The sequence below is a fragment of the Mycobacterium sp. 852002-10029_SCH5224772 genome, assembly GCF_001667315.1.
GTDB lineage: Bacteria > Actinomycetota > Actinomycetes > Mycobacteriales > Mycobacteriaceae > Mycobacterium.
In genome coordinates, this window is sequence record NZ_LZHT01000132.1 from 27362 (window position 1) to 53145 (window position 25784).

The 25784-nt window shown below is 67.9% G+C and carries 25 protein-coding genes; 17 read left to right on the forward strand and 8 right to left on the reverse strand.

Going from position 1 to position 25784, the window contains the following annotated elements; genetic code table 11:
* Positions 1-47 precede the first annotated feature (47 nt).
* The 9 genes from A5775_RS22630 to A5775_RS22670 all read left to right on the forward strand — a co-directional run bounded on the left by A5775_RS22630 (position 48) and on the right by A5775_RS22670 (position 11057).
* Positions 48-1766, forward strand: coding sequence for a nitric oxide reductase activation protein NorD (locus tag A5775_RS22630; protein ID WP_197512849.1), 1719 nt, complete (start codon positions 48-50; stop codon positions 1764-1766).
* A 55-nt stretch (positions 1767-1821) separates the two neighbouring features.
* Positions 1822-2673 carry a CbbQ/NirQ/NorQ/GpvN family protein gene (locus tag A5775_RS22635; protein ID WP_067257436.1) on the forward strand — a complete coding sequence of 284 codons (852 nt, stop codon included), beginning with the start codon at positions 1822-1824 and terminating at the stop codon, positions 2671-2673.
* 93 nt (positions 2674-2766) lie between these two features.
* A complete protein-coding gene (locus tag A5775_RS22640) occupies positions 2767-3885 on the forward strand; it encodes an ABC transporter substrate-binding protein (RefSeq protein WP_067257439.1) in 1119 nt (372 codons plus the stop codon).
* A 5-nt stretch (positions 3886-3890) separates the two neighbouring features.
* Positions 3891-5045 (forward strand): spirocyclase AveC family protein, encoded by a 1155-nt coding sequence (locus A5775_RS22645; protein WP_067257442.1) that lies wholly within the window; start codon positions 3891-3893, stop codon positions 5043-5045.
* Positions 5038-6042, forward strand: coding sequence for an SDR family oxidoreductase (locus A5775_RS22650; protein ID WP_067257446.1), 1005 nt, complete (start codon positions 5038-5040; stop codon positions 6040-6042). Before A5775_RS22645 ends, A5775_RS22650 begins: the two co-directional genes overlap by 8 nt.
* Positions 6043-6051: 9 nt before the next feature.
* Complete coding sequence (locus A5775_RS22655) at positions 6052-7269, forward strand: cytochrome P450 (protein WP_067257449.1); 1218 nt, start codon at positions 6052-6054, stop codon at positions 7267-7269.
* Between the two features lie 91 nt (positions 7270-7360).
* Complete coding sequence (locus tag A5775_RS22660) at positions 7361-8845, forward strand: aldehyde dehydrogenase family protein (protein ID WP_067257454.1); 1485 nt, start codon at positions 7361-7363, stop codon at positions 8843-8845.
* 278 nt (positions 8846-9123) lie between these two features.
* Positions 9124-10269 (forward strand): thiolase family protein, encoded by a 1146-nt coding sequence (locus tag A5775_RS22665; protein WP_067257458.1) that lies wholly within the window; start codon positions 9124-9126, stop codon positions 10267-10269.
* Complete coding sequence (locus tag A5775_RS22670; protein ID WP_067257461.1) at positions 10266-11057, forward strand: crotonase/enoyl-CoA hydratase family protein; 792 nt, start codon at positions 10266-10268, stop codon at positions 11055-11057. Before A5775_RS22665 ends, A5775_RS22670 begins: the two co-directional genes overlap by 4 nt.
* A 21-nt stretch (positions 11058-11078) precedes the next feature.
* On the opposite strand, the gene A5775_RS22675 is transcribed toward A5775_RS22670, so the two are convergent.
* From A5775_RS22675 to A5775_RS22685, 3 genes are read right to left on the reverse strand one after another with little or no spacing between them, the layout of a single operon-like run.
* Positions 11079-12095 carry an NAD(P)/FAD-dependent oxidoreductase gene (locus A5775_RS22675; RefSeq protein ID WP_067257465.1) on the reverse strand — a complete coding sequence of 339 codons (1017 nt, stop codon included), beginning with the start codon at positions 12093-12095 and terminating at the stop codon, positions 11079-11081.
* Complete coding sequence (locus A5775_RS22680) at positions 12092-12592, reverse strand: isoprenylcysteine carboxyl methyltransferase family protein (protein WP_067257471.1); 501 nt, start codon at positions 12590-12592, stop codon at positions 12092-12094. The genes A5775_RS22675 and A5775_RS22680 overlap by 4 nt, the downstream gene beginning before the upstream one ends.
* A 20-nt stretch (positions 12593-12612) precedes the next feature.
* Complete coding sequence (locus A5775_RS22685) at positions 12613-13716, reverse strand: type III polyketide synthase (protein WP_082953138.1); 1104 nt, start codon at positions 13714-13716, stop codon at positions 12613-12615.
* A gap of 159 nt (positions 13717-13875) precedes the next feature.
* Here A5775_RS22685 and A5775_RS22690 point away from each other — a divergent pair, with 159 nt between their 5' ends.
* The gene (locus tag A5775_RS22690) at positions 13876-15024 is read left to right on the forward strand and encodes an NAD(P)H-binding protein (RefSeq protein ID WP_067257474.1); all 1149 of its coding nucleotides are present in this window, start codon (positions 13876-13878) and stop codon (positions 15022-15024) included.
* Positions 15021-15743 carry a CPBP family intramembrane glutamic endopeptidase gene (locus A5775_RS22695; RefSeq protein WP_067257477.1) on the forward strand — a complete coding sequence of 241 codons (723 nt, stop codon included), beginning with the start codon at positions 15021-15023 and terminating at the stop codon, positions 15741-15743. The genes A5775_RS22690 and A5775_RS22695 overlap by 4 nt, the downstream gene beginning before the upstream one ends.
* 6 nt (positions 15744-15749) lie before the next feature.
* Here A5775_RS22695 and A5775_RS22700 read toward each other — a convergent pair whose 3' ends face one another.
* Positions 15750-17090, reverse strand: coding sequence for a DUF2867 domain-containing protein (locus A5775_RS22700; RefSeq protein WP_067257481.1), 1341 nt, complete (start codon positions 17088-17090; stop codon positions 15750-15752).
* A 94-nt stretch (positions 17091-17184) separates the two neighbouring features.
* Positions 17185-17994 carry an enoyl-CoA hydratase gene (locus A5775_RS22705; protein WP_067257484.1) on the reverse strand — a complete coding sequence of 270 codons (810 nt, stop codon included), beginning with the start codon at positions 17992-17994 and terminating at the stop codon, positions 17185-17187.
* A 118-nt stretch (positions 17995-18112) separates the two neighbouring features.
* Here A5775_RS22705 and A5775_RS22710 point away from each other — a divergent pair, with 118 nt between their 5' ends.
* Entirely contained in the window at positions 18113-19195 is a 1083-nt protein-coding gene (locus A5775_RS22710) for a CaiB/BaiF CoA-transferase family protein (protein ID WP_067257488.1), read from the forward strand.
* Positions 19196-19239: 44 nt separating this feature from the next.
* A complete protein-coding gene (locus tag A5775_RS22715; protein WP_067257491.1) occupies positions 19240-19992 on the forward strand; it encodes a 3-hydroxyacyl-CoA dehydrogenase in 753 nt (250 codons plus the stop codon).
* 139 nt (positions 19993-20131) lie between these two features.
* Here the strand turns inward: A5775_RS22715 and A5775_RS26090 are convergent, their stop codons facing one another.
* Positions 20132-20254 carry a hypothetical protein gene (locus tag A5775_RS26090; RefSeq protein WP_003878506.1) on the reverse strand — a complete coding sequence of 41 codons (123 nt, stop codon included), beginning with the start codon at positions 20252-20254 and terminating at the stop codon, positions 20132-20134.
* Between the two features lie 309 nt (positions 20255-20563).
* Here A5775_RS26090 and A5775_RS22720 point away from each other — a divergent pair, with 309 nt between their 5' ends.
* Entirely contained in the window at positions 20564-22879 is a 2316-nt protein-coding gene (locus tag A5775_RS22720) for an MMPL family transporter (protein WP_067257494.1), read from the forward strand.
* A gap of 66 nt (positions 22880-22945) precedes the next feature.
* Positions 22946-23578: a bifunctional 2-polyprenyl-6-hydroxyphenol methylase/3-demethylubiquinol 3-O-methyltransferase UbiG gene (locus tag A5775_RS22725; protein WP_067257496.1), complete on the forward strand. Its 633-nt coding sequence runs from the start codon at positions 22946-22948 to the stop codon at positions 23576-23578.
* Here the strand turns inward: A5775_RS22725 and A5775_RS22730 are convergent.
* A complete protein-coding gene (locus A5775_RS22730; protein ID WP_067257498.1) occupies positions 23575-24288 on the reverse strand; it encodes an NAD-dependent deacylase in 714 nt (237 codons plus the stop codon). The genes A5775_RS22725 and A5775_RS22730 overlap by 4 nt on opposite strands.
* 37 nt (positions 24289-24325) lie before the next feature.
* Between A5775_RS22730 and A5775_RS22735 the strand changes: the two genes are divergently transcribed.
* The gene (locus tag A5775_RS22735; RefSeq protein ID WP_067257499.1) at positions 24326-24691 is read left to right on the forward strand and encodes a GntR family transcriptional regulator; all 366 of its coding nucleotides are present in this window, start codon (positions 24326-24328) and stop codon (positions 24689-24691) included.
* 52 nt (positions 24692-24743) lie between these two features.
* Here the strand turns inward: A5775_RS22735 and A5775_RS22740 are convergent, their stop codons facing one another.
* On the reverse strand, positions 24744-25265 hold the full coding sequence (locus A5775_RS22740; RefSeq protein WP_067257501.1) for a DUF1697 domain-containing protein: 522 nt from the start codon (positions 25263-25265) through the stop codon (positions 24744-24746).
* A gap of 75 nt (positions 25266-25340) precedes the next feature.
* On the opposite strand from A5775_RS22740, the gene A5775_RS22745 reads away from it, so the two are divergent.
* Positions 25341-25784, forward strand: coding sequence for a PPOX class F420-dependent oxidoreductase (locus tag A5775_RS22745; RefSeq protein ID WP_067257504.1), 444 nt, complete (start codon positions 25341-25343; stop codon positions 25782-25784).

The following is a 25784-nucleotide window of genomic DNA, read 5'->3' on the forward strand; positions in this document are numbered from 1 at the left end:
GGTCGAGCGTGGCAGCCGCTCGTGGCGACCGGGTGCAGGGACTCGGCATGCTTGCCTCGGCACTGGCGGGGCAAGCGGTGGCCGTCGCCGAACTGCAACCGGGTGAACCCGCGTGGACGGACGGTCAGACCATCTACATCGATTCGGCCGCGCGAGACCGGGCGCGGCTCGAGTCGGTTGCGGTCCACGCCTCCATGATCGCGGCCGGCAGCCTGGATCCCGACGTGGTGCGTCCTCTGGTGCGCCACCCGCGGCTGGCCAGACGCTATCTGGCTGTCGAAGGTCATCGCGCACTGCTGAGTAACGCCGGCGTCCTGCCCGCCGTCCTGGCGTTGGTCGGTGATCGCGACATCGCCAGTCGCAGTGGCTCGCCCGCCGCGTCGCTGCGCATCGCCTCCGCCCGCGGAGCCATCGACGACCCGCCACCGGAGTTTGGCGTGATCCGTGCGGCGAAGGTGGTGGCGGCGGCCTCCCGGACGACCGCGCAACGGAATCAGGCCGAACCCCAACATGTTCCGCGAAACCCGAGCAACCAGAAGCCGGAACTCGAGGAGCTCGACGACGGCGAGGTCGACGATTCCGACGACCCGGACTTGTTCACCAGCCCGGTGGGCGGGGGCGGCTTCATCGGCAAGTGGTTGAAAAGGTTGCTGTCGTCGGTGCGCAAGACCGGGAGTGACGGGGGCCCGCCCGGCGCGGACAGCCCGACGCATCGCACCAACTCCGCCAGGCGCGGTGCCTACGCCGTCGCGTCGCTGGCGTCGGCCCCCGGCGACGAGGGGGACGGTGAGGACCCCGCCGCGGACGGCGTGCGGTACCCGGAATGGGATGTGGCCCACCGGCGCTACCGGCCCGCGTGGTGCACCGTGCGCGAGATCGAGCAGGAGATCGCAGCGTCCGCGACACAGGCCATCGACGGCGCCATCGGTGTGCGCCGGCCACTTTCGCGACTCGGCATGGGGTTGCACCGCCGTCACCGGCAGTCGCAAGGCGACGACATCGACATCGACGCGGCCGTCGAAGCCCGGGTCGAAGTGCGGGCCGGATCGGTGCCCGACGAGGCGGTGTACCTCGACAGCCTGCGGCGCCGGCGCGACCTGTCGGTGCTGCTGCTGCTCGATGTGTCGGGGTCGGCGGGCGAGCCGGGAACGGTCGGGCGGACGGTGCACGAACAACAGCGATCCGCGGTCGCCAACCTCACCGTGGCGCTGCACGACCTGGGTGACCGCGTCTCGCTCTACGCCTACTACTCGCAGGGCCGCCGCGCGGTGACCATGGTGCCCGTGAAGCGGTTTGACGACCAGCTGAACGCCCACGTCATCCGGCGGCTCAACAGCCTGGAACCCGGCGCGTACTCGCGGCTCGGCGCGGCGATCCGGCACGGTTCGGCTGTCCTGGAGGCACGCGGCGGAACGTCCCGGCGGCTGCTGGTGGTGCTGTCCGACGGCCTCGCCTACGACCACGGATACGAGCGCGCCTACGGTGCCGCGGACGCGCGCCGCGCGCTGACCGAGGCCCGCCGGCGGGGGACCGGCTGTGTGTGCCTAACCGTCGGCGCGGGGACCGATGTGCAATCGCTGCGCAGGGTGTTCGGCAGTAGCGCGCACGCGACGATCGCGCGCCCCGATCAGCTGGCCGGTGTGATCGGACCGCTGTTTCGGTCCGCGCTGCGCTCGGCGGAGGTTCGCCGGAGGGTGGCGGTGATGTCCAGTCCCAGAACACAGTTGGCGCAGCAACTCTCCGGGCCTGCTCGCCGCGACACTTGATAACAAAAATCTGTTCCGGTTAGGCTCCAATCACCGGACGATCTGAAGGGAAGCTATGGTCAACGAGTCCGGGCTTGCATATTTCAACGGCGGTTCCGAGGGGGAGACGCTGCGGCCCTATTACCAGGCGGTCGGCGGCGAAGAGGCCGTCTTCAAGGCGGCGTACCGCCAGGGCCTGTCCCTGGTCCTCAAGGGCCCGACGGGCTGCGGAAAGACGCGATTCGTCGAGGCGATGGCCTACGATCTGGGCCGCCCGCTGATCACCGTCGCCTGTCACGACGACCTGACCACCGCGGACCTGGTCGGCCGGTATCTGCTGCGCGGCGACGAGACCGTCTGGGTGGACGGCCCGCTGACCCGGGCCGTGCGTGAGGGTGCGATCTGCTATCTCGACGAAGTGGTGGAAGCCCGGCAGGACACCACCGTCGTCCTGCATCCGCTCGCCGACCACCGGCGACAGCTGCCCATCGAACGACTCGGGGTCACGCTGGACGCGGCACCGGGATTCGGCCTGGTGGTGTCGTACAACCCCGGGTATCAAAGCGTGCTCAAGGATCTCAAGGATTCGACACGTCAGCGCATGGTCGCGATCGAATTCGGGTTCCCCGCAGCCGATGTCGAAGAGGGGATCGTTGCGCACGAGGCCGGCGTGGACGGCGCCACCGCCGCCGAGTTGGTCCGTTTCGGTCAGGCCATCCGCCGACTGGAGACCGGCGGCCTGCGTGAGGTCGCGTCGACGCGCGTGCTGATCGCGGCGGGCAGGCTGGTGGCCGAGGGCCTGAGCATGCGAGAAGCGGCCCGCGCCGCCATCGCGGGGCCGCTCACCGACGACGTGGCGGTGGGCAAAGCCCTGGGCGAGATGATCGAGATCTATCTGGGCGAGGGAGCGGAGCGGCCCGAGAAATGAGGTTTGACGCTGCATACCGCCCCCGCTAGGGTTCTGAACAAATATTAGGTTTTCGGTTGGGGGCCCGCGCGAATTTGTCACCCGGGAGGTCAGATGTCCTACGAAAGCAGCGCAGAGCCGATCAAGGTCGGCTACCTGATGGATTTCACGCTGCCACCGGGGTTCCCCGAGGATCTTTTCGCGTCCTTCACCCAGACTTTCGATCTCATCTTCGAAGAGGCGGTCGCCCACGGCCTGATGGACCGTCCCGTGCAGATGATCTACCGCGAGGTGGAGGGCCTGCCCAAGGGCTCCGTCAAGGCGGTGATCGATGCGTTCGGGGAGTTGGTGGACGAGGGCTGCCTGGTGGTCTTCGGTCCGAACATCACCGATAACTGCGTGCCGCTGCGCGAAGCGATCGAGGAGCGGTTCAAGGTGCCCGCGATCAGCGTGACCGGCACCGACGACTGGCTGGGCGAGTGGACTTTCGCCTTCCCCCAGGGATCGATGACCGATGAACCCATCTTCCTGGCCGACCTGATCGCCAAACGAGGACTCGCCGAGATCGGTGTCCTGGTCGAGCAGAGCCTCATCGGTGAGAGCTACCTGAAGAACCTGCGAAGTGCCTGTCGGCGCAAGGGCATTCGGATCGTGGCGGAAGTGGCGATCGCCCAGACGGCGCAGGACGTCAACGCTGCGGTGCAGACGCTCCATGAGGCGAAGGCCGAGGCGATCGTGCATTTGGGCTTCGGATTCGGAATCGTCTTCGTCAACCCCGCGCTCGAGACCCTCGGCTGGGACCCGCCTCGTTTCACCACCACCGCGTGGCAGAACGCCTGGGTGAACCCGATCATGTGGAACGCGTTTTTGGGCTGGACCGGTGTCGACCAGTACGACGAGGCGAACCGGATCGGCCAGGACTTTCTGGACAGCTACGCGGAGAAGTACAACGGCAGTCGCCCCGAGTTCTGCGTGACCGTGGTGAATCGCGATGTCGCCGCGACGCTTGTGCGCGCGTTCACCGATGCGCACCCGCTCAGCCCGCGCGGGGTCAAGGAGGCGCTGGAGCGGGTGAAGATGATGCCCGCCGCGTCGGGTGCGCCCGGCACCCGGGTGTCGTTCGGCAAGTGGACGCGGCGGGCATGGATGGGCGCCGGTTATCTCGTGGCCCGCACGCTCGATGCCGACGGCGTCAACTCGCACCTGGTTGATCGCTTCGGCGAGGAAGGCTGACGTCGATGTCCACCGAACAGTCCACACCGCCTGCCGCGCAGCAGGAATCGGCCGCCCCGCAGCGAACCGACAAGCGCGGCTGGGGCGGTTGGATCTCCGGCGCCGCGCTGGCCGCCTTCGCGCTCTTCTTCATCGCCAATTGCCGGGTGGCCCTCGACCCCCGCGTCGCGAACCCGAATGTGCAGGGCCGGCCCCGCCCGGTGAGGTTCATGTTCGGGCTGGACTACATCACATTCCTGGATGCCGCCACCGTGGTGGCGCTGCTCGTGCTGTTGATCGTCTTCATCAGGGGCTGGCGGCGCAATCCCGGCAGCCCGGCGATGTTGATGTTCTTGTGTACCACGCTGATCGTGTGGCAGGACCCGATCATGAACTGGTCGCCGTTCGCCGTCTACAACCCCGATCTCGTTCACTGGCCGGAATCCTGGCCACTGGTGTCGTTGTCGCCGACGGTCGAACCGTTCGTGGTCTTCGGTTACGTGATGTTTTACTTCGGGCCCTACTTCCCGGCGGTCTGGCTCCTGCGCAGACTGCAGGCAAAGTACGGACCCACCAGTTATGTGTCGCGGCATCCCTTGGTCAGCCTGGGCTTGATCACGCTGGTGATCGGGTTCATTTTCGATGCCTTTCTGGAGAACACGCTGGTCCACTGGGGCATGTACATCTACTCGCAGGTGATCCCGTGGGGATCGGTGTTCACCGGCACCACCTTCCAGTTCCCGCTGATCTGGGAATCGTTTTCGGTGTGCTTCGTGATGGTGCCCGCCGCCATCCTCTGCTACCGCGACGACACCGGTAAGTCGGTGGCGGAAAAGCTTGCCGCAAAAGCGAAGTTGTTACCGTCGCGTCCGGTGCTGGGCACTTTCCTGGTGATGTTCGTCATCATCAACGTGTCCTACTTCGCCTACGGCGGCTGGTTCTGGGTCATCAAGGTCAGTCATGCAGCCACTTCGGTGGCCTGCCCGTGGCCATATCCAGAAGCGAAAGTGTATGACCCACAGGGGTATTACGAGAAGGCGGGTGCTCCGGGTCCATACTCCGTCGGTATCTGGTCGACCTGGGCCAGCGGGGAGCCCAACGGGCGACCCCATGTCGATCCGCCGCCGCCGGGTGAGGGAGCATGCGCTGTCCAGGATCAAACGGCGAGCAACCGTGGCTGAGGCGCGCACGGTCGTCATCACCGGTGCGTCGCGCGGGCTGGGGTTCGCTTCGGCGGTGCGGCTGTATCGGGAAGGGTGGCGGGTGGTCGCGGCCATGCGCACACCCGACCAGAGAATGCCGCTGCTGCGTCAGGCCATTCAGGACCAGGGGCTGCCGCCGCCCGACGACGAACGGTTGATCGGTGTGCAGCTCGACCTGACGGACACCGCGTCGATCACCGCGGCGGCCAAGGCGATCGAAGAAGCCGTGGGCGCACCCTACGCGCTGGTGCACAACGCGGGCATTTCCGCCGCCGGAATGGTGGAGGAGACCGATATGGCGTTGTGGCAGCGCATGCTTGCCACCAGCGTCCTGGGTCCCGTCACGCTCACCCAGGCTCTGCTGCCGTCGATGCGGGCGGCGGGTAGGGGGCGAATTGTGTTGGTGTCCAGCGCCGCCGGGGTACGCGGTCAACCCGCCACCGCACCGTACTCGGCGGCCAAGGGCGCGCTGGAGCGCTGGGGGGAGTCAATGGCGTGCGAGATCGCGCCCTTCGGGCTCGGGGTCACCGTGGTGGTCGCCGGCACGCATGACACCGAGATCATCACTGACGCCGGCACCACTGACGATCGCAACTTCGAAGGCCCGTACGCCCGGCTACACAACACCATGAACAGCCGCGGTCGCTTCGCGATGAAAATGGCCCGGCCACCCGAGCGGTTCACCGACGGCCTGCTCAAGGCACTCGATGACCGGGTGCCCTTTCGCCGCCGCGGCATTGGCCCGGACGCGTCGATGCTGCTGGTAGCCAACAGGATCCTGCCCGCGTCGGGCATGCACCACATGTCGCGGATCGTGCTGGGCATACCCCGGCAGGGGTCGATGCGCGATGAGGCCTGGCCGTTGACTCTTGGCCAAAAGGCGATGGTACTTGCCGCGCGTGTACTTCCGCAGCCGGTGCTGCAGCGCCTGGCATCGCTGGCAGCGACGCGGAGCAAGGGGCAGCAAGGGAATTGAGGGGAATTAATGGAACAGCTATTTGACGACCTCGCGGATTTTGGCGCCTTCGACGACGCGATATCCGGTGACGTGCGCGACCCGTACACCGAATTGGCGCGCATTCGGCGCGAGGAGCCGGTGCAGCGACTCGAGACGTCGGGGGCGCTGCCGCACGAGGAATCGCTGCCGATGTTCATCGTGTACCGCCACGAGGACATCCAGCAGATGCTGCGCGACAACGAGACGTTTTCCTCGGCTGCCGTCATCGCCGCGTTCGGCCCGGTGCTGGGGGAGGGCGTGATGCTCGGTATGGATGAGCCGGTGCACGGCCGGCTGCGGTCACTGGTGTCGAAGGCTTTCTCGCAGAAGTCATTGGCGCGCTGGCAGGACGAGTTGGTGGGCCGGGTGGCCAACGGCCTGATCGACAACTTCGCCCCCCATGGCAAGGCAGATCTGGTCAAGGAGTTCACCTTCGACTATCCGAGCCAGATCATCGCCGGCTTGTTGGGCTTGCCGGAAAAGGACTACCCACAGTTCCAGCGGTGGTCGATTTCGCTGCTGAGCTGGCTGATGAATCCGGAACGCGGGCTGGCGGCTTCGGCTGCCCTGTGCGAGTACTTCGCACCGATTCTCGAGGCCCGGCGCGCCGAGCCGAAGGAAGACCTGATCAGCGCGCTCGCTGCTGCGGAGATCGACGGGGAAAGGCTCGCGGATGAAGAGATCTTCTCGTTCCTTCGGCTGCTGCTCCCTGCCGGCGTCGAGACCACCTACCGGTCGCTGGGCAGCTTGCTGCTCGGGCTGCTGTCCGATCCCGAGCAGCTGGACGCCATCCGCGCCGATCGCTCGCTGCTGCCGCAGGCCATCGAGGAGGGCGTGCGCTGGGAATCGCCGCTGTTGACCATTACCCGGGTGGCGACCCGCGATACCGAACTCGGCGGGGTGCCGATCCCGGCCGGGGCGACGGTGATGCCGATGCTCGGTTCGGCGAACCGGCAAGAGGACCGCTACCCCGAACCGGACACGTTCGACATCTTCCGCTCCCCCAAGAGCCATCTGGGCTGGGGGCATGGCGTGCACGTCTGCCTCGGGATGCACCTGGCGCGGCTCGAGATGCGCACCGCGATCAACCTGTTGTTGGACCGGTTGCCGAATCTCCGCCTCGATCCCGACGCGAACGATCCGCACATCCGCGGGCAGGTCTTCCGGTCGCCGACGTCGGTTCCGGTGCTGTTCGACCCCCAGTAACCAGCCCCGCGGCGGGTTGCGGCTTGCCAATCGGCTAGTTTCCGGTAAGGCTCTCCGTAGCCCCTCAACGACCCAGAAGAGAGTGACAGATATGACTGAGGCTGTAAAGGTCCGCTTCGAGCCGAAGATGATGATCGACGGCAAGCTCGTCGACGGGCAGGCCGGCACCTTCACCAACATCAACCCGGCGACCGAGGAGCAGCTCGGCGAGGTCGCCGACGCCTCGATCCAGGACATGCACCGGGCCATCGACGCCGCTCGGCGCGCCTTCGACGAGACCGACTGGTCGACCAACAAGGAGCTGCGCAAGCGCTGCCTGCTGCAGCTGCACGAGGCGATCGAGTCCGAGATCGACGAGCTGCGCGAGGAGCTCATCCTCGAGGTCGGCTCGCCCCGGGCCATCACATTCGGCCCCCAGCTGGACGCCCCGCTGGAAGACGGGCTGAAGTACCCCGCCCGGTTGATCGACGAGTACGCCTGGGAGACCGACCTGGGCGACAAGGTCATCAGCCTCACCGGCACGCTCACTACGCGCAAGGTCTGGCGCGAACCGGCGGGCGTGGTGGGCGCGATCGTGCCGTGGAACTTCCCGTTCGAGGTCACCCTCAACAAGCTGGGCCAAGCACTGGGCACCGGCAACACGGTGGTGCTCAAGCCGGCGCCGAACACTCCCTTCAACGCCACCCGGCTCGGCCGGTTGATCGCCGAAAAAACCGACATCCCCGCCGGTGTCGTGAACGTCGTCACCGCCTCGGATCACTTCGTGGGTGAGGAGCTCACGCTGTCGCCCAAGGTCGACCTGATCTCGTTCACCGGCTCGACCGTGGTCGGCAAGCGGATCATGGAAAAGGGCGCGGCCACCATGAAGCGGTTGTTCCTGGAGCTCGGCGGCAAGTCGGCCACCATCGTCCTCGAGGACGCCGACTTCGCCACCGCGTGCATGGTCGGCATCGCGCCGTGCATGCACGCCGGTCAGGGTTGCGCCAACCCCACTCGGCTGCTGTTGCCGCGCTCCCGCTACGACGAGGGTGTGGAGATCCTCAAGAACATCTACGAGAACGTCACCTGCGGTGACCCGCAGGACCCCGGAACCCTGTGCGGGCCGGTGATCTCGCAACGGCAGTTCGAGCGGGTGACGGGCTACATCCAGAAGGGTGTCGAAGAGGGCGCCACGGCGCTGGTCGGCGGCCCGGGCGCGGAAACCGGTTTCGACAAGGGATACTTCGTCAGGCCAACGCTTTTCACCAACGTCGACAACTCCATGACGATCGCGCAGGAAGAGATCTTCGGCCCGGTGCTCTCGGTCATTCCGTTCGACGACGAGGAGGACGCGATCCGCATCGCCAACGACAGCGTGTACGGGTTGGCCGGCAACGTGTTTGCCGGTTCCCTCGAGCGCGCGCTGTCGGTGACCCGCCGCATCAAGGCCGGCTTCATGGGCGTCAACGGGGGCGCACCCTACGGTGCCGACACCCCGTTCGGCGGTTACAAGGAGAGCGGCGTGGGGCGGCAGAACGGTGTCGCCGGTTTCGACCAGTACACCGAGATCAAGTCGGTCGCCTACCCCGCCGGTTGAGATGGGCGCGGCACAGGCGCGCCACCCAAAGCGACTGTGTCAGCGACCATTACGAGTGCTTCGAGTGTCACCAGCAGCTGCGATAGCGCATACGAACCAGCATGTGGTCACCTGGGCTCGATGCTGATGCGGCCCTTGTGACCGCTTTGACGCGAGCTTGTCGACCTCCGGTTAGCGGGCGAGAAGCACCCCGGGCTTCGCCCTCCCAACCCCTTGGTTGACAATCGAGGCAAGACTCACCTCTTTTTCGAAGTCCACGTGTCAAAGGAGACAAGACCATGGCTGAAGCCGTCATCGTCGAGGCAGTGCGTTCACCGATTGGGAAGCGCAACGGCGGGTTGTCCGGGGTGCACCCGGCGGACCTGTCCGCGCAGGTGCTCAACGGCCTGGTCGACAGGGCCGGCGTCGACCCGGGCCTCGTCGACGACGTCATCTGGGGCTGCGTCATGCAGGCCGGGGAACAGGCCCTTGACATCGGCCGCACCGCGCTGCTGACCGCCGGCTGGCCCGAGACCGTCCCCGGCGTGACCGTCGACCGCCAGTGCGGCTCGAGCCAGCAGTCCATCCACTTCGCGGCCGCCGGCGTCATTGCCGGGCACTACGACATCGTCGTCGCCGGTGGCGTCGAGTCGATGTCGCGCACCCCGATGGGGGCGTCGCTGGCCAATGGCGGCAACCCGTACCCGAAGGGTTTCAAGGACCGGTACCGCCAGACGCCGAACCAGGGCATCGGCGCGGAGATGATCGCCGAGAAGTGGGGCTTGGACCGCACCGCGCTCGACGAGTTCTCGCTGGCCTCGCACGAAAAAGCCGCGGCCGCACAGGATTCCGGGGCCTTCGACGACCAGATCGTGGGGATCAAGGACCAGGACGGCAACGTCGTGCTCAAGGACGAAGGCATCCGCCGCGGCACGCCGATGGAGAAGATGGCCTCGCTGAAGCCGGCGTTCAAGGAAGACGGCGTGATCCACGCCGGTAACTCGTCGCAGATCTCCGATGGGTCGGCGGCGCTCCTGTTCATGTCCGCCGAGAAGGCCAAGGAGCTGGGGCTCAAGCCGATCGCCAAGGTGCACACCGCGTCGCTGGCCGGTGCCGACCCGGTGATCATGCTGACCGCACCCATCCCGGCGACGCAGAAGGCGCTCAAGAAATCCGGGCTGTCCATCGACGACATCGGCGCCTACGAGGTCAACGAGGCGTTCGCGCCCGTCCCGCTGGCGTGGCTCAAGGACATCGGCGCCGACGAGAAGAAGCTCAACCCCAACGGCGGCGCCATCGCGCTGGGCCACCCGCTCGGCGGATCCGGCGCCCGGATCATGACCACCCTGCTGTATCACATGCGGGACAAGGGAATTCGCTACGGTCTGCAGACCATGTGCGAGGGCGGCGGCCAGGCGAACGCCACCATCGTGGAACTGTTGTGACCCAGGCGCCGGGGGCCCTGGCCGAGCGCCGGGGCAACGTGATGGTGATAACCATCAACCGGCCGGAGGCTCGCAACGCCGTCAACGCCGCGGTCAGCATCGGTGTCGGTGATGCGCTGGAAGCGGCGCAACACGATCCCGAGGTTCGGGCGGTCGTGCTCACCGGCGCGGGCGACAAGTCGTTCTGTGCCGGTGCCGACCTCAAGGCGATCGCGCGCCGCGAAAACCTGTATCACCCCGACCGTCCCGAGTGGGGCTTCGCCGGATACGTCCACCACTTCATCGACAAGCCCACCATCGCGGCGGTGAACGGCACCGCCCTCGGCGGCGGCACCGAGCTGGCGCTGGCCAGTGACCTGGTGGTGGCCGACGAGCGGGCCCAGTTCGGGCTCCCCGAGGTCAAGCGCGGACTCATCGCCGCCGCCGGTGGCGTATTCCGCATCGCGCAGCAGCTGCCGCGCAAGGTGGCGATGCAGCTGCTGCTGACCGGCGAGCCGCTCACCGCGGCCGCGGCCTGCGAATGGGGGCTGATCAACGAGGTCGCCCCGCGGGGCACGGTGCTGGACGCCGCGCTGGCGCTGGCCGCGCGGGTCACCGTCAACGCGCCGCTGTCGGTGCAGGCCAGTAAGCGGGTCGCCTACGGTGTCGACGACGGGGTCGTCGTCGGCGACGAGCCGGGGTGGGAACGCACCGTGCGCGAGATGCGGGTCCTGATCAAGTCCGAGGACGCCAAGGAGGGGCCGATGGCGTTCGCCGAGAAGCGGGAGCCGGTCTGGAAGGCGCGCTGAGGCACGTGTTCGCCCGGCGCGTCAGTGCGCCAGGATGTTCACCCCGCGGCCGAACACCGCCGGGAGCAGCGTGCACGTCGGCACCAGGGCGCGCCGCACCAGGGGCGGCGTACTGGCCAGCACCAGCGCCCGGGTGAGCAACCGGTAGTCGCGGGTGATCCGGTGCCACGCCTTCTCGTATGACGACGGCGTCTCGTCGACGATGGCCTCGACCGCCGCGGCGGCCTGCTTGAGGGCGAGGCTGATGCCCTCGCCGGTCAGGGCATCCTCGTAACCGGCGGCGTCGCCGACCAGCAGCACGCGTCCCGCGACGCGCCGGGAAACCACTTGCCGCAGGGGACCGCAGCCGCGCGGCTGCCCGAGGCTCGCGCCCTCCAGCTGCCGCGCCAGTCGCGGGAACCAGGCCAGGTCGGGCCGCCCCCGAGACAGGATCGCCACGCCGACCAAATCGGGCTCGACGGGCGTCACGTACGCCTCGCCCCACCGCGACCAGTGCACCTCGACGAATTCGGTCCATGCCGGCACCCGGTAATGCCACCGCACGCCGTAGCGCCGCGGCGTTCCCGCCGTCACCGTGATGCCGACGGCGCGCCGGACCTGGGAATGCAGCCCGTCGGCCGCCACCAACCATTTCGCTCGCACCCCGGCGGCCGAGACGCCGTGGGCGTCTTGGCGGACGTCCGTCACCCGCGCGCGGATCCAGTCGGTGTCTTGCTCTTTGGCCCGCGCGGCCAGCGCCGCGTGCAACGTCGTGCGCCGCACGCCGCGCCCCGGCCCGCCGCGAAACCGCGCCTGGGCCCGCCGTTGTTCGTTCACGTAGGCGATCCCGTGGAAAGGCATGCCGGCCGGGTCGACGCCCAAAGCGGTCAGCTCGGCCAGCCCGCCCGGCATCAGGCCCTCGCCGCACGCCTTGTCGATGGGGCTCTCGCGTGGCTCGGCCACGATCACCGAAAGTCCACGGCGTCGAGCGTGCAACGCCGTGGCCAGGCCGCCCGGACCGCCGCCGACGATCAGCAAATCCGCGTCGTAATCGCTCACGTGTAGCCCAACGCAGAGTTCTCCACCCGCAACCGCACCCTGAGCAACGCCGCGTTGGCCAGCGTGAAAATCGCCGCGGTCAGCCACGCCGTGTGCACCAACGGCAGCGCCAACCCTTCCGCCACCACTGCAACATAGTTCGGATGGTGCAGCCAGCGGTAGGGACCCTGGCGCACCAACGGGGCGGACGGCAGGACGATCACCCGGGTGTTCCAGCGTCGGCCCAGCGTCGTGATGCACCACCAGCGCAGCCCCTGGCTGGCGACCACCACCGCCAGCATCGGCCAGCCCAGCCATCCGATGAACGGCCGGTGCAGCGCCCAGGGTTCGACGAGACACCCCACCAGCAGCGCGGTGTGGATCATTACCATCACCGGATAGTGTGATCGCCCAAATTCCTTGGCGCCCTGGGTAAACGACCACTGCGCATTCCGGGTGGATACCACCAACTCCACGACGCGCTCGACCCCGACGGCCAACACCAGCAGGTAATACATGGCTACAGTCTTTACCAGCCCTACCAGGCCAGCAGGACCAGCTCGGAGCAGAACGCCGGGCCCATCGCGATCATCAGGCCGATCGAGCCCGGAGGCGGCGGGTCGGCCATGTTGACCGCAAGCACGTCGAGCACCGAGACCGACGACAAATTTCCGTTCTCGCGCAATGACTTTCGCGTGTGATCGAGGGCGTCCACGGGCAGGTCCAGGACGTTCTCAACGGCCTCGATCACCCGGGGGCCGCCCGGGTGGCAGACCCAGGTCGTCACGTCGCGCGGGCTCAGACCGTGGTCGGCGAGGAAGTCGCGGACATCGTCGCCCAAATATTTCTCGGCGATGATGGCGACGTCGGCGGACAGCACGATGCGGAATCCGTCGCCGCCGATCTTCCAGCCCATCACGTCCTCGGTGTCGGGGTAGATCCGGCTGCGGGTGGCCAGCACCCGGGGGCCGGTGCGTTTCCCGCTGGCCCGGTGGGCGCCTTGGGTGATCACTGCGGCCGCGCCGTCGCCAAAAAGACTGGTGGCGACCAGGTTGGCGACCGACGTGTCTTGCCGCTGGATGGTCAGCGAGCACAGTTCGACCGCCAGCAGCGCCGCCGTGTGGTCGGGGAAGGCACGCAGGTAGTCGTGCATGCGCGCCACTCCGGCCGCCCCGGCCACACAGCCCAGCCCGAACAGCGGGACGCGTTTCACGTCCGGCCGCAGCCCGACCCGCGTCGCCAGCCGCGCCTCCAGGGTCGGAACGGCGAGCCCGGTAACCGTCGTCGAAAAGACGATGTCCACCTCCGAGGGCGCTACGCCTGCCTTGTCGAGTGCCTTGAGCAGGGCCCGCTCGGCCAGATCGAGTGCCACGTCAAGGTAGGCCTCGTTGGCGTCGGTGAAGCCGTTCAGTTCGCGGTAGCGGGCCAGCGGCAGCGCGGTGTTGCGGTGCTCAACCCCACTGCTCAGTGCGAACCGCCGAAAGTCCGGCCCGGCCAAGTCGATCAGCGCGCCGATCGCTTCATCCTGCGTATACCGGTTGGGCGGAAATTGCACCGCAACCGCCGCTATTGATGGTTCGGCGTCGGCGATCGGTGTGTGCTGTGCGAGCGCCGCCGATGTGCGCCCCGAGATCTTGTCCATGCACTGGCTGACGGCACCGGCGGTCGGTTAGTTCACCCTAACCAACTGTGACGATGACCACTGGTCATTTTGTGAAGGTCAAATCACGCTCTTACCCTCCCCGCTTCACGGGTGGGACGTTTGCGTTTAGCCGCCGCCCCTGCGGGATAGGGTCGGGGTATGCGGGTTCTGGTCACCGGTGCCACCGGCTACGTGGGATCACGACTGGTCACGGCGCTGCTGGAAAATCAGCACCGTGTCGTAGCCGCAACTCGAAACCCGCTGCGCCTCAAGCGTTTCGGTTGGTTCGACGACATCACGCCGGTGACGCTCGACGCGGCGGACCCGGAGTCGTTGCGCTCCGCCTTCGCGGACTCGGAGCCCGTTGACGTGGTGTATTACCTGGTGCACGCCATCGGTCAGCCCGGTTTCCGCGACGCCGACAAGACCGCGGCCGCAAACCTCGCCGTTGCGGCTCGGGACGCCGGGGTGCGGCGCATCGTCTACCTGGGCGGCTTCGTGCCCGCCGACGAGGCACTATCCGAGCACTTGACCAGCCGGGCCGAAGTGGCCGAGGCGCTCACCGTGCCCGACGGTCCGGAGTTGGTGTGGCTGGGCGCGGCGATGATCATCGGCGCCGGCTCGACGTCGTTCGAGATGATGCGCTACGTGGGGGATCGCTTCCCGCTCATCCCGATACCGAACTGGATGGACAACCCGATCGACCCGATCTCCATCCGCGATGTCCTGCACTACCTCGTCGCCGCGGCCGATGATGATCTGGTGCCCGCGGGCGCGTACGACATCGCCGGCCCCGACACCATGTCTTATCGGCGGCTACTCAAGACGTATGCCCGCATCTCCGGAAGGTGGCACGCCGGCTTGTCGGTCGGCAGGGTCGACACCGGGTTGGCCTCGCTGATCACCGGCGTCGCGCTGCCGGTGCCCAAGGGCCTGGCCGGCGATCTGGTCGAGTCGCTGGACCACCCGATGGTGGCATCCATCAGCGACCTGCGCGACCGGGTGCCCGATCCCCCGGGGGGACTGCTCGGGATCGACGACGCCATCGCACTGGCCTTGGGAGACCGGTCGAATCAGCGGCCACGCCCGGTCAACGCGCTGGCTGATCCGCACCACCTCGCCAACACCGATGCCGGATGGACCGGTGGCGATGCGCGCCGCATCCGCCATCTCGCCCAGCGAGTCACACCGTCGATCGTGCGGCCGACCCTGGGACTGGTGAACAGGGTCCCCGGTCCGGTTGCGGGAGCGGTTCGCACCGGCCTCGACATCCTGATCGCCCTGACCCCGAAGGTGCGTCCCGCATGAGCCAGTCGATGACCCCCTACCACACCAGCGTCTTTTCCGAGCTGCGCCGTGCGGTTACCAATGTTGCTGTGCCACACAATGAATCGCCGTCGGTCGTGCGGCGGCGGCGTGTCATCGTCGCGATCACGATGGTGGCCGGCGCCGCGGTGCTGGGGTATTCGCTGCGGCGCCATCCAGGGGAGTCCAGCTTCTACTGGTTGACCCTGGCGCTGGCGGGGGTGTGGACCGCCGGAGCGCTGACCTCCGGCCCGCTGCACCTGGGCGGGATATGTTGGCGGGGGCGCAACCAGCGGCCGGTCATCACCGGCACCAGCGTCGGCCTGCTGCTCGGCGGCGCGTTCGTCGTGGGCGGACTGATCGTCAGGGAGATCACGCCCGTAGCGGAGCTGATAACCCGGGTACTGCTATACGCCCACCACGGGTGGTACCCGGTGATCGTGGCGATCACGCTCGTCAACGCCGTTGCCGAGGAAGTGTTCTTTCGCGGCGCGCTCTACACGGCCCTGGGGCGCTATCACCCGGTCGTGATTTCGACCGTCCTCTATACGATCGCGACACTGGCCAGTGGCAACCCGATGCTCGGCTTCGCCGCGATCATTTTGGGCACGGTGTGCGCGTTCGAGCGCCGGGCGACCGGTGGCGTTTTGGCACCGGTGCTCACCCACCTGGTATGGGGGTTGATCATGGTCCTTGCGCTGCCTCCGATGTTCGGCGTCTAACGCCGGCTATCGGGCCGAACCAACGACCTCACGCGCGAGCGCACGCATCGCGGCGGTGCGGACCGGCCGAACGAAGAACCAGTACACCCGCCCCGGAATACCCCTCGGCACAAAGACCGACCGCTGGGTATACCGGCTCTCGCGATCGCCTTGCCGCGTGACGGCAATCTCGAGCCACTCCCGTCCAGGGGCCCGCTTGGTGGAGCGCAGCCGCAACAGGGTTCCCGGCGCGCGCTCCTCGACCTTCCAGTCGGGTGTCCGTGAGTTCATCGCGTCCTCCGCGGCCATCCAGACGCTCTCGGGCTCGGCGGCGGTATCGGCCGTGCGCACGTTGGTGTAGACGATCTCGCCGGCCCAGTCGGGGTCGCTGGGCAGCGCCTCGGCGGGTTCGGACCGCAGCGAGGACCAGGAGGCATCGGGGAAGCCGCGGGCGGCCCGCTGCAGCGCCAGCTCGACCGCGCGACTGTAGTCGATCAGCCCGCCCGGTGGGGGTTCGATGATGCCGTCGATGTCGGAATTACGCATCACCGCATCGCATTCCAGCGATTCGATCAGCGGCCGCGCCAGGCCGGGCGGGATCGGGGTCACCGTCCCCACCCAGAGGCTGGCGATCGTCGGGGTCAGAAACGGCAACACGAACAGGTAGCGATTGCCCAGCCCCGCGACCCGGGCGTAGACCCGCATCATGTCGCCGTATTCCAGCACGTCGGGGCCGCCGATATCCCAGGTGCGCGAGTTCGGGACTGGGGCCGTCGCCGCCGCGGCCAGGTAGTGCAGCGCGTCCCGCACCGCGATCGGCTGGATCTTGTTGTGCACCCACTTCGGCGTGGTCATCACCGGCAGCCGGTCTGTGAGGTGCCGGATCATTTCGAACGACGCCGACCCCGACCCGATGACCACCCCCGCCTGCAACACCACGGTCTGGATGCCGGAGTCGATGAGTGCCTCCCCGACAGCTTTGCGTGACGCGAGATGCGGTGAGAGATCGGTGTTGTCCGGATGCAGGCCACTCAGATACACCACCCGCTGCACCCCGGTGCGGCGCGCAGCCGTCACGACATTGCGGACGGCGCGGGTCTCCTCGGCGGCGAAATCCTTCGACGTTCCCATCGAGTGGACCAGGTAGTACACCACGTCGATTCCGTCGAACGCGGCGATGAGGGAATCGACGTCGCCGAGGTCACCGCGTGCCACCTCCGCCTGCTGCCGCCACGGCACCTGCGCCAGCTTGTCGGGGTTGCGCGCCAGGGCCCGGACGTGATGACCGTCGTCGAGCAAGCGGGGCACCAGACGCCCGCCGATGTAGCCGGTCGCGCCGGTCACCAGGCACCGCACCTGTTCGGGCATCCATCCTCCGTCGCTTGTCAGCCGTTGGGGTCTGACACGGAGGGTTACCGCATCGGCGCAAGCTCAAGCGCCGCGACGGTCAGCGTTACGACATTCAGCGATCGGTGAAATCAGGGGTGCGGCGCTGCTGGAAGGCCGTTGCGCCCTCGACGAAGTCGGGGGACTTCAGCAGCACCGACTGTCCGTCGAATTCGCGCTGCAGGGCCGGATCCAATTCGGTGAGCGTGGCCGCGTTGATCGCCAGCTTGGTCTTGGCGAAGGCCACGGCCGGCCCGCCCAACAACCGGGCGATCACCTTGTCCACCTCGGCCTCGAACTCGTCGGCCGGATAGACCGCGGTGACCAGTCCCCAGGACAGCGCGTCGGTGGCCGTCAGCCGTTCGGGAAGCAACGCCATCTGCATGGCCCGGATCCGGCCGATCGCGGCCGCGATCAACGCCGACGCACCGCCGTCGGGCATCAGCCCGATCTTGGTGAACGCGAGCATGAAAAACGCGCTCTCCGAAGCCAATACGACGTCACAAGCCAGGGCGATGGACACGCCGACCCCGGCCGCGGGCCCCTGAACGGCGGCGACCACCGGGTGGGGCAGCGCGGCGATCGCGCGCACCAGCCGGTTGATCTCGTGGATGATCTCGTCCGGCGGGACACCACCGCCGGACACGTCGTCGGCGCTGATGCCCGCGCCGGAGCTGAAGCCGCGTCCGGCGCCGCCCAGGCGCACCACCTTGATCTCGGGGTCGGTGGCCGCGTACTCCATCGCGTCGGCGATCCCGGTGATCACCGGAATGGTCAGCGAGTTCAGGCTGTCGGGCCGGTTGATGGTCACCGAGAACACGCCGTCGGACAGCGTGACGTCGAGTCCTGCGACTGGGGCGAGGGTGGCGATCGCGGATGAAGGCATGGGCTCACCATAAGTGACCGGGGTGCGCGGCCGGCCGGCACGGCTGCGAAGATGTCGAACGACCGGTTGTTTGGCACGAACGGTCAAGGCGTCAGAGCGGACGAAAGGTCGGTGGATCATGGCTGGACCGTTGAAGGGACTGCGTGTCGTCGAGTTGGCCGGTATCGGGCCGGGTCCGCACGCCGCGATGATCCTGGGGGATCTGGGCGCCGACGTGGTGCGCATCGACCGCCCGTCATCAGGTCCTGGTGGCGTAGCGAAGGACGCCATGATGCGCAACCGGCGGGTGGTGACCGCCGATCTGAAGTCCGACGACGGGCGCGCGCTCGTCCTCAAACTGATCGCCAAGGCCGACGTGCTGATCGAGGGCTACCGACCGGGCGTCACCGAGCGGCTCGGTCTGGGTCCGCAGGACTGCGCCAAGGTCAACGACCGGCTGGTTTACGCCCGGATGACGGGCTGGGGTCAGACCGGCCCGCGCAGCCAGCAGGCGGGTCACGACATCAACTACATCTCGCTCAACGGCATCCTGCACTCCATCGGCCGGGTGAACGAACGGCCCGTCCCGCCGCTGAACCTCGTGGGTGACTTCGGTGGCGGCTCGATGTTCCTGCTGCTGGGCATCCTGTCCGCGCTGTGGGAGCGGCAGACCTCCGGCAAGGGCCAGGTCGTCGACGCCGCGATGGTGGACGGCTCGAGCGTGCTGGTCCAGATGATGTGGCAGATGCGCTCCTCGGGCATGTGGACCGACGCGCGCGGCACCAACCTGCTCGACGGCGGCGCCCCCTACTACGACACCTACGAATGCGCCGACGGCCGCTACGTCGCGGTCGGCGCGATCGAACCGCAGTTCTACGCCGCCATGCTGACCGGACTGGGCCTGGACGGCGCGGACCTGCCCGGGCAGAACGACGTCAGCCGCTGGCCCGAATTGCGGGCGGTCTTGGTCGAGAAGTTCGCCAGCCAGGACCGCGACCACTGGGCCAAGGTGTTCGCCGACTCCGATGCGTGCGTGACGCCGGTGCTGGCCTTCGGCGAGGTGCAGACCGAGCCGCACATCACCGAGCGGAACACCTTCTACGAAGTCGACGGTGGCCTGCAGCCGCTGCCGGCGCCGCGGTTCTCCCGCACCGCGCCGGAGACCCCGCGCCCCGCGGCGCCGGTGACCGACGCCGAAGCGGTGCTCAAGGACTGGGTATAGTTCCCAACCAACAAGTTGGTCGGCAGATTCACGAAAGGACTCGGATGGAGATCAAAGACGCCGTTGCCGTCGTCACCGGGGGCGCGTCAGGCCTGGGCCTGGCCACCACCAAGCGACTGCTCGACCGCGGCGCCCAGGTGGTGGTCATCGACCTGCGCGGCGAAGAAGCGGTCCGCGAGCTGGGCGACCGGGCCCGCTTCGTCGAGGCCGACGTCACCGACGAGGCCGCCGTCGGCAAGGCGCTGGACGCCGCGGAGTCGATGGGCACGCTGCGCATCAACGTCAACTGCGCCGGCATCGGCAACGCCATCAAGACGCTGTCCAAGGATGGCCCGTTCCCGCTGGACGGCTTCAAGAAGGTCATCGGGGTCAACCTGATCGGCACCTTCAACGTGCTGCGGCTGGCGGCCGAGCGCATCGCCAAGACCGAGCCGATCGGCGAGGAACGTGGCGTCATCATCAACACGGCCTCGGTCGCCGCGTTCGAGGGCCAGATCGGCCAGGCCGCCTACTCCGCGTCCAAGGGCGGGGTGGTCGGGATGACGCTGCCGATCGCCCGCGACCTGTCGCGCCAGCTCATCCGCGTGGTGACCATCGCGCCCGGGCTGTTCAAGACGCCGCTGCTCGGTTCGCTGCCCGAGGAGGCGCAGGCGTCGCTGGGTAAGCAGGTGCCGCACCCCGCCCGGCTGGGTGACCCCGACGAGTATGGCGCGCTGGCCGTGCACATCGTCGAGAACCCGATGCTCAACGGCGAGGTCATCCGTCTCGATGGCGCCATTCGCATGGCGCCTCGCTGACGCACCGTCAGACAAAACGAAAGCCCCCCGCTTCGGCGGGGGGCTTTCGTGATAACCAGGATCGATGGTTACTTGCGGAACCACCGACTGACGGAGGGTTCGGCCATTAACAGCCGTGCGAGCATGCTCATGGTCTGGCTCAGCTCGCCGCTTGCAGTTCGTCGAACTGCTCCGAGGTCTCGCCTTCCACCAGCACGTCGCCGTGGTAGAGGGCCTCGAAGTCGACCTTGATGACGTCGGCACTTGTGTCGTCGATCCACATGACACTGAGCGTATGGGCCACCATTAAGGAATCATTGAGTCACGATTCGGAAAACGGTGGCAATTTACCGGCGGGTAGGGTTCCCGCCGCTCCCGCCGGGATTTGGGCCGTGAACTGCTTACATGCGACACATTTTTCTGGCCGGACTCTTACCGTCCCCGCGGTTTAACCCGGCGTTGAACGGTTCACCGGCCCTTCCACGTGCTACAGGAGAACACTGTTCGACGCGTGGTAATTAGCGTTTGTTACGTTGTCGCGGACTAGCCAGCGGCCAGCGCATTGGGGCCACCGGCAGCGGAAGGGCTGAAAATGCTGCAGAAAATCGCCCGAGTCGCGATCGCGGCGCCGCGCCGAATCATCGCTATAGGGCTGCTGGTTTTCGTCGCCGCCGCCGTTTTCGGCATTCCCGTCGCCAAGAGCTTGTCTCCCGGCGGCTTCCAAGATCCGGACTCGGAGTCCGCCCGCGCCATCGACGTGTTGACCGAAAAGTTCGGGCAGAGCGGTCAGCAGATGCTGATCATGGTGACGGCACCCGGCGGCACCAACAGCGAACAAGCCCGCACCGTGGGCACCGACCTCGTCAACGAATTGCAACGTTCCCCGCTGGTCTACAACGCGTCCTCGCCCTGGACTGGCGCGGCCCCGGCCGAGTTGGTCAGCCGCGACGGCAGGTCGGGCCTCATCGTGGTCAACCTCAAAGGCGGCGAAAACTTCGTCCAGAACAACGCCCAGACCCTCGCGGACCAATTCGTGCACGACCGTGACGGGGTCACCGTCCGCGCCGGCGGCGCGGCCATGCAGTACGCCCAGATCAACAAGCAGAACCAGGACGACCTGCTGGTGATGGAGATGATCGCGCTGCCGCTGAGCTTTCTGGTGCTGATCTGGGTGTTCGGCGGGCTGCTGGCCGCCGCGCTGCCGATGGCGTTGGGTGCGCTGGCCGTCGTGGGCTCGATGTCGGTCCTGCGCCTGGTCACCTTCACCACCGAGGTGTCGACCTTCGCCCTCAACCTCAGCACCGCCCTGGGCCTGGCGCTGGCCATCGACTACACCCTGCTCATCGTCAGCCGCTATCGCGACGAATTGGCCGAGGGCCACGACCGCGAGGAGGCGCTCATCCGGACCATGGCCACCTCCGGCCGCACGGTGCTGTTCTCCGCGGTCACCGTGGCGTTGTCGATGTCGGCGACGGTGGCGTTCCCGATGTATTTCCTCAAGTCGTTCGCCTACGCCGGAGTGGCCACCGTCGCCTTCGTCGCCACCGCGTCCATCGTCATCACCCCGGCCGCGATCGTGCTGCTGGGCGATCGGCTGGACGCCTTCGATGTGCGCCGGCTGATGCGTCGGGCGCTCCGGCGACCCGAACCGGTGCGCAAACCCGTCGAGCAACAATTCTGGTATCGGTCGAGCAAGGTCGTGATGCGTCGCTGGGCGCCGATCGGCCTGAGCGTCGTCGGCCTGCTCCTGCTGCTCGGGCTTCCGTTCTTCTCGGTGAAATGGGGCTTCCCGGACGACCGGGTGCTGCCGCGTTCGGCGTCGGCGCATCAGGTCGGCGACCGGCTGCGCAGCGATTTCGCCGACGATTCCGCGACATCGGTGCCCGTAGTCATCCCCGACGCCGCCGGCCTGAATCCGGGGGACTTCGACACGTACGCCGCCGACCTGTCGCGGGTGCCCGACGTGGCGGCGGTGTCCGCGCCCGGAGGCACCTTCACCGGCGGAAACCGGGTGGGGCCACCAACCGGGGCGACCGGGCTGGCCCACGGCAGCGCGTTCCTGACCGTCAGCAGCACGGCGCCGCTGTTTTCCGCGGCGAACGACACCCAGCTCGGGCGGTTGCACGAGGTCTCCAGCCCGGCGGGGCGATCCGTAGAGATGGGCGGGGTGGCGCAGGTCAACCGCGACAGCGTCGACGCGGTGACGGAACGGCTTCCGCTGGTCCTCGGACTGATGGCCGCGATCACCTTCGTGTTGCTGTTCCTGCTCACCGGCAGCGTGCTGCTGCCGGCCAAGGCGCTCGCCTGCAACTTTCTGTCGTTGACCGCCGCGTTCGGCGCGCTGGTGTGGATATTCCAGGACGGCCATCTCGGCGCCCTCGGAACCACGCCGAGCGGGACGTTGGTGGCGAACATGCCGGTGTTGCTGTTCTGCATCGCGTTCGGGTTGTCGATGGATTACGAGGTTTTCCTGCTCTCCCGGATCCGCGAATACTGGCTGGCGTCGGGCGCCGCTCGACCCGCCACGCCGACCCCGAAGCAGGCCCACGCCGCCAACGACGAGAGTGTGGCGCTCGGCGTCGCCCGCACCGGCCGGGTGATCACCGCCGCCGCGTTGGTGATGTCGATGTCGTTTGCCGCACTGATCGCCGCCCACGTCTCGTTCATGCGGATGTTCGGTCTGGGCCTGGTGCTGGCCGTCATCGCCGACGCCACCCTGGTGCGGATGGTGGTCGTCCCGGCCTTCATGCACGTGATGGGCCGCTGGAATTGGTGGGCGCCCGGGCCGCTGGCGTGGCTGCACGATCGGTTCGGCATCAGCGAAGGCGGCGAAACCGCCTACCGCGAACCCACCCCGGAACCGGTTGCCGGGTCCGCGCTCGGGGAACCGGTGCCCAATATCGGTTAACGGCCGACCCATCCCGTCGCCGAACCCTATTCTGGGCCTCATCCGAGTCGGAAGGTTCACATACGCATGACAACAGTGGTCGACAATCCCTTCTTCGCGCGCGTGTGGCCCGTCGTCGCCAGCCATGAAGCCGAGGCGATCCGGGTCCTGCGGCGGGAGAATCTGGCCGGCCTGTCCGGCCGGGTTTTGGAAGTCGGCGCGGGGATCGGGACGAACTTTCCGTACTACCCGGAGTCGGTCGACGAGGTGGTCGCGGTGGAGCCCGAACCGCGGCTGGCGACACGGGCCCGCGCCGCGGCGGACGCGGCGTCCGTGCGCGTGATCGTTTCCGGCGAGACGGCCGAAAGCCTCAGCGGCGGGGAGCCGTTCGACGCGGTGGTGTGCTCGCTGGTGCTGTGCTCGGTGCGCGATCCCGGCGGCGTGCTTCGGCGCCTGTACTCGTTGCTGCGCCCCGGTGGGGAACTGCGCTACCTCGAGCACATCGCCAGCGCCGGTGCGCGGGGCCGCTTTCAGCGTTTCGTCGATGCGACGTTGTGGCCGCGGCTGTTCGGCAACTGCCACACCCATCGCGACACCGAACGCTCGATCGTCGAGGCCGGATTCGATGTCGACACGTCGCGGCGGGAGTGGACGCTGCCGGCCTGGGCGCCGATGCCGGTGTCCGAGCTGCTGCTGGGCCGCGCGCGGCGGCCCGCCTAGTCCAGCAGCGCCGGCAGCCGCTGCAGCAGTCCGGGCAACGCCCGGCTCGCCGTCTCACGGATGCTGAGGGTGGCGTTGCCGGACAGGGGCGTGACTTCCGGATTGACCTCGATGACGGCGGCGCCGCGGGACAGCGCCAGCTCCGCCAGCCCGGCCGCCGGATAGACGATCGCCGAGGTCCCGACCACCACCATCACGTCGGCGCACTCGGTCGCCTCGACGGCGCGCTGCCAGGGCTCGTCGGGCAGCTGTTCACCGAACCACACGATGTCGGGCCGGATCAGGCCGCCGCATCGACACACCGGGGGCTCCACCTCCAGCGCCGGTTCGGGCATCTGCGGTAGTGCGCCGCCATACGGCACAGCGCAACGCGCACAACGGAATTCGAACAGGCTTCCGTGTAGGTGCTGGACGGAGTCGCTGCCGGCGCGCTCGTGCAGGTCGTCGACGTTCTGGGTGATGACGGTGACCTGGGCGTCGTCTTGCCAGGCGGCGATGGCGCGATGACCCGCATTGGGTTGCACGTCGGCGACCAGGTAGTGGCGCCACAGATACCAGCCCCAGACACGCTGGGGATTGTCGCGCCACCCTTGGGTGCTGGACAGCTCGTAGGGATCGAAGCGGGCCCACAACCCGTTCTTGTCATCGCGGAACGTCGGCACGCCGCTCTCCGCGGAGATCCCCGCGCCGCTGAGCACCGCTACGCGCATCCCACCAACATAGCCGGGGGTGGGGGATACTGAACGGGTGGAGCTGGGTGACTGGTTGCGGGTCGACATGAAGGCGGGCAAACCGCTGTTCGACCAGCTCAGGACGCAGGTGATCGACGGTGTCCGCGACGGCGCGCTGCCGCCGGGCACCCGCCTGCCCACCGTGCGGGACCTGGCCGGCCAACTCGGGGTCGCCGTCAACACCGTGGCCCGCGCCTACCGTGAGCTGGAAACCGCCGCCATCATCGAAACCCGGGGCCGCTTCGGCACATTCGTCGCCCGCTACGATCCGACCGACGCCGCGATGGCGGCCGCCGCCCGCGAGTATGTCCGGGTGGCGCGGGGACTCGGGTTGGACAAAGCCGACGCCCTGCGCTACATCGAATCGGTGCCCGACGAGTGAGCCTGGTTCTGCGTCCAAAAGCGTTGGCGCATCGAGCGCGTGCGGCCCGCGCTCAGCGCAACACGTTGTCCAGCGTGCGCAGGTTGCGCGTCGTGGTCGACGATTTGTAGCGCGCCTTGCCCATCGTCTTGCCGATGGTGCTGTCCAGGGTGCTGCCCTTGGGGACCTGCCAGTAGACCACGCCGTCACCGCGGGCGATCCTCTCGCTCGGGCCGGCGTCCTTGCTCAGCGCGGCGAGCTCGTCGAGCACGGCGGCGTCGGCGACGAACGTGACGTAGGACTGGTAGCCGTCGGCCCCGCGCTCGAACGGGTAGGCGTCGACCACGTCGCGCACCGTGCCGATGTCGTAGGCCAGCACCCAGGCGTCATAGCCGAACCGTTCGCGCAGCGCGGCTTCCGCCGTCTTGCGCACCGCCGTCACGCCGGCCGACGACTCCAGCAGCACGTTGCCGCTGGCCAACACGGTCCGCACGTCGCTGAAGCCCGCGTGGGTCAGGGCGGCCGCCACCTCGGCCATCTTGAGATTGACGCCCCCGACGTTGACGCCACGCAGAAACGCCGCGTACTTGGCCATACCCCGATTCCACCAGCCCGGCCGGGGAACCACCATCCGGGGCCGCCCGGCCGGCGCGCGACGTAGGCTTTCGTCATGGGACGCCAAGTCTTCGACGACAAGCTGCTGGCCTTGATAAGCGGACATTCCCTCGGGGTGCTGGCCACCATCAAGCGCGACGGGCGACCGCAGCTGTCGAACGTGAGCTACCACTTCGACCCGCGCAGCACGGTGATCCAGGTGTCGATCACCGAGCCACGCGCCAAAACGCGCAACCTGCGCCGGGACCCGCGGGCGTCGATCCTGGTCGACGCCGACGACGGATGGTCCTATGCCGTCGCCGAGGGCACCGCCGAACTGACGCCCCCGGCGGCCGCGCCCGGCGATGACACCGTGGAAGCGCTGATTGCCTTGTACCGCAACATCGCCGGCGAACATCCGGATTGGGACGAGTACCGTCAGGCGATGGTCACCGATCGGCGGGTGCTGCTGACGTTGCCGATCACGCACCTGTACGGCATGCCCCCGGGCATGCGGTAG

Bases quoted from the DNA above. Each gene is read 5' to 3' on its own strand.
- A5775_RS22630 (WP_197512849.1), top strand. From the start codon at position 48: ATGCTTGCCTCGGCACTGGCGGGGCAAGCGGTGGCCGTCGCCGAACTG.
- A5775_RS22635 (WP_067257436.1), top strand. From the start codon at position 1,822: ATGGTCAACGAGTCCGGGCTTGCATATTTCAACGGCGGTTCCGAGGGG.
- A5775_RS22640 (WP_067257439.1), top strand. From the start codon at position 2,767: ATGTCCTACGAAAGCAGCGCAGAGCCGATCAAGGTCGGCTACCTGATG.
- A5775_RS22645 (WP_067257442.1), top strand. From the start codon at position 3,891: ATGTCCACCGAACAGTCCACACCGCCTGCCGCGCAGCAGGAATCGGCC.
- A5775_RS22655 (WP_067257449.1), top strand. From the start codon at position 6,052: ATGGAACAGCTATTTGACGACCTCGCGGATTTTGGCGCCTTCGACGAC.
- A5775_RS22660 (WP_067257454.1), top strand. From the start codon at position 7,361: ATGACTGAGGCTGTAAAGGTCCGCTTCGAGCCGAAGATGATGATCGAC.
- A5775_RS22665 (WP_067257458.1), top strand. From the start codon at position 9,124: ATGGCTGAAGCCGTCATCGTCGAGGCAGTGCGTTCACCGATTGGGAAG.
- A5775_RS22680 (WP_067257471.1), bottom strand. From the start codon at position 12,592: ATGTATTACCTGCTGGTGTTGGCCGTCGGGGTCGAGCGCGTCGTGGAG.
- A5775_RS22685 (WP_082953138.1), bottom strand. From the start codon at position 13,716: ATGGACAAGATCTCGGGGCGCACATCGGCGGCGCTCGCACAGCACACA.
- A5775_RS22690 (WP_067257474.1), top strand. From the start codon at position 13,876: ATGCGGGTTCTGGTCACCGGTGCCACCGGCTACGTGGGATCACGACTG.
- A5775_RS22695 (WP_067257477.1), top strand. From the start codon at position 15,021: ATGAGCCAGTCGATGACCCCCTACCACACCAGCGTCTTTTCCGAGCTG.
- A5775_RS22700 (WP_067257481.1), bottom strand. From the start codon at position 17,090: ATGCCCGAACAGGTGCGGTGCCTGGTGACCGGCGCGACCGGCTACATC.
- A5775_RS22705 (WP_067257484.1), bottom strand. From the start codon at position 17,994: ATGCCTTCATCCGCGATCGCCACCCTCGCCCCAGTCGCAGGACTCGAC.
- A5775_RS22710 (WP_067257488.1), top strand. From the start codon at position 18,113: ATGGCTGGACCGTTGAAGGGACTGCGTGTCGTCGAGTTGGCCGGTATC.
- A5775_RS22715 (WP_067257491.1), top strand. From the start codon at position 19,240: ATGGAGATCAAAGACGCCGTTGCCGTCGTCACCGGGGGCGCGTCAGGC.
- A5775_RS26090 (WP_003878506.1), bottom strand. From the start codon at position 20,254: ATGTGGATCGACGACACAAGTGCCGACGTCATCAAGGTCGACTTCGAG.
- A5775_RS22720 (WP_067257494.1), top strand. From the start codon at position 20,564: ATGCTGCAGAAAATCGCCCGAGTCGCGATCGCGGCGCCGCGCCGAATC.
- A5775_RS22725 (WP_067257496.1), top strand. From the start codon at position 22,946: ATGACAACAGTGGTCGACAATCCCTTCTTCGCGCGCGTGTGGCCCGTC.
- A5775_RS22730 (WP_067257498.1), bottom strand. From the start codon at position 24,288: ATGCGCGTAGCGGTGCTCAGCGGCGCGGGGATCTCCGCGGAGAGCGGC.
- A5775_RS22740 (WP_067257501.1), bottom strand. From the start codon at position 25,265: ATGGCCAAGTACGCGGCGTTTCTGCGTGGCGTCAACGTCGGGGGCGTC.
- A5775_RS22745 (WP_067257504.1), top strand. From the start codon at position 25,341: ATGGGACGCCAAGTCTTCGACGACAAGCTGCTGGCCTTGATAAGCGGA.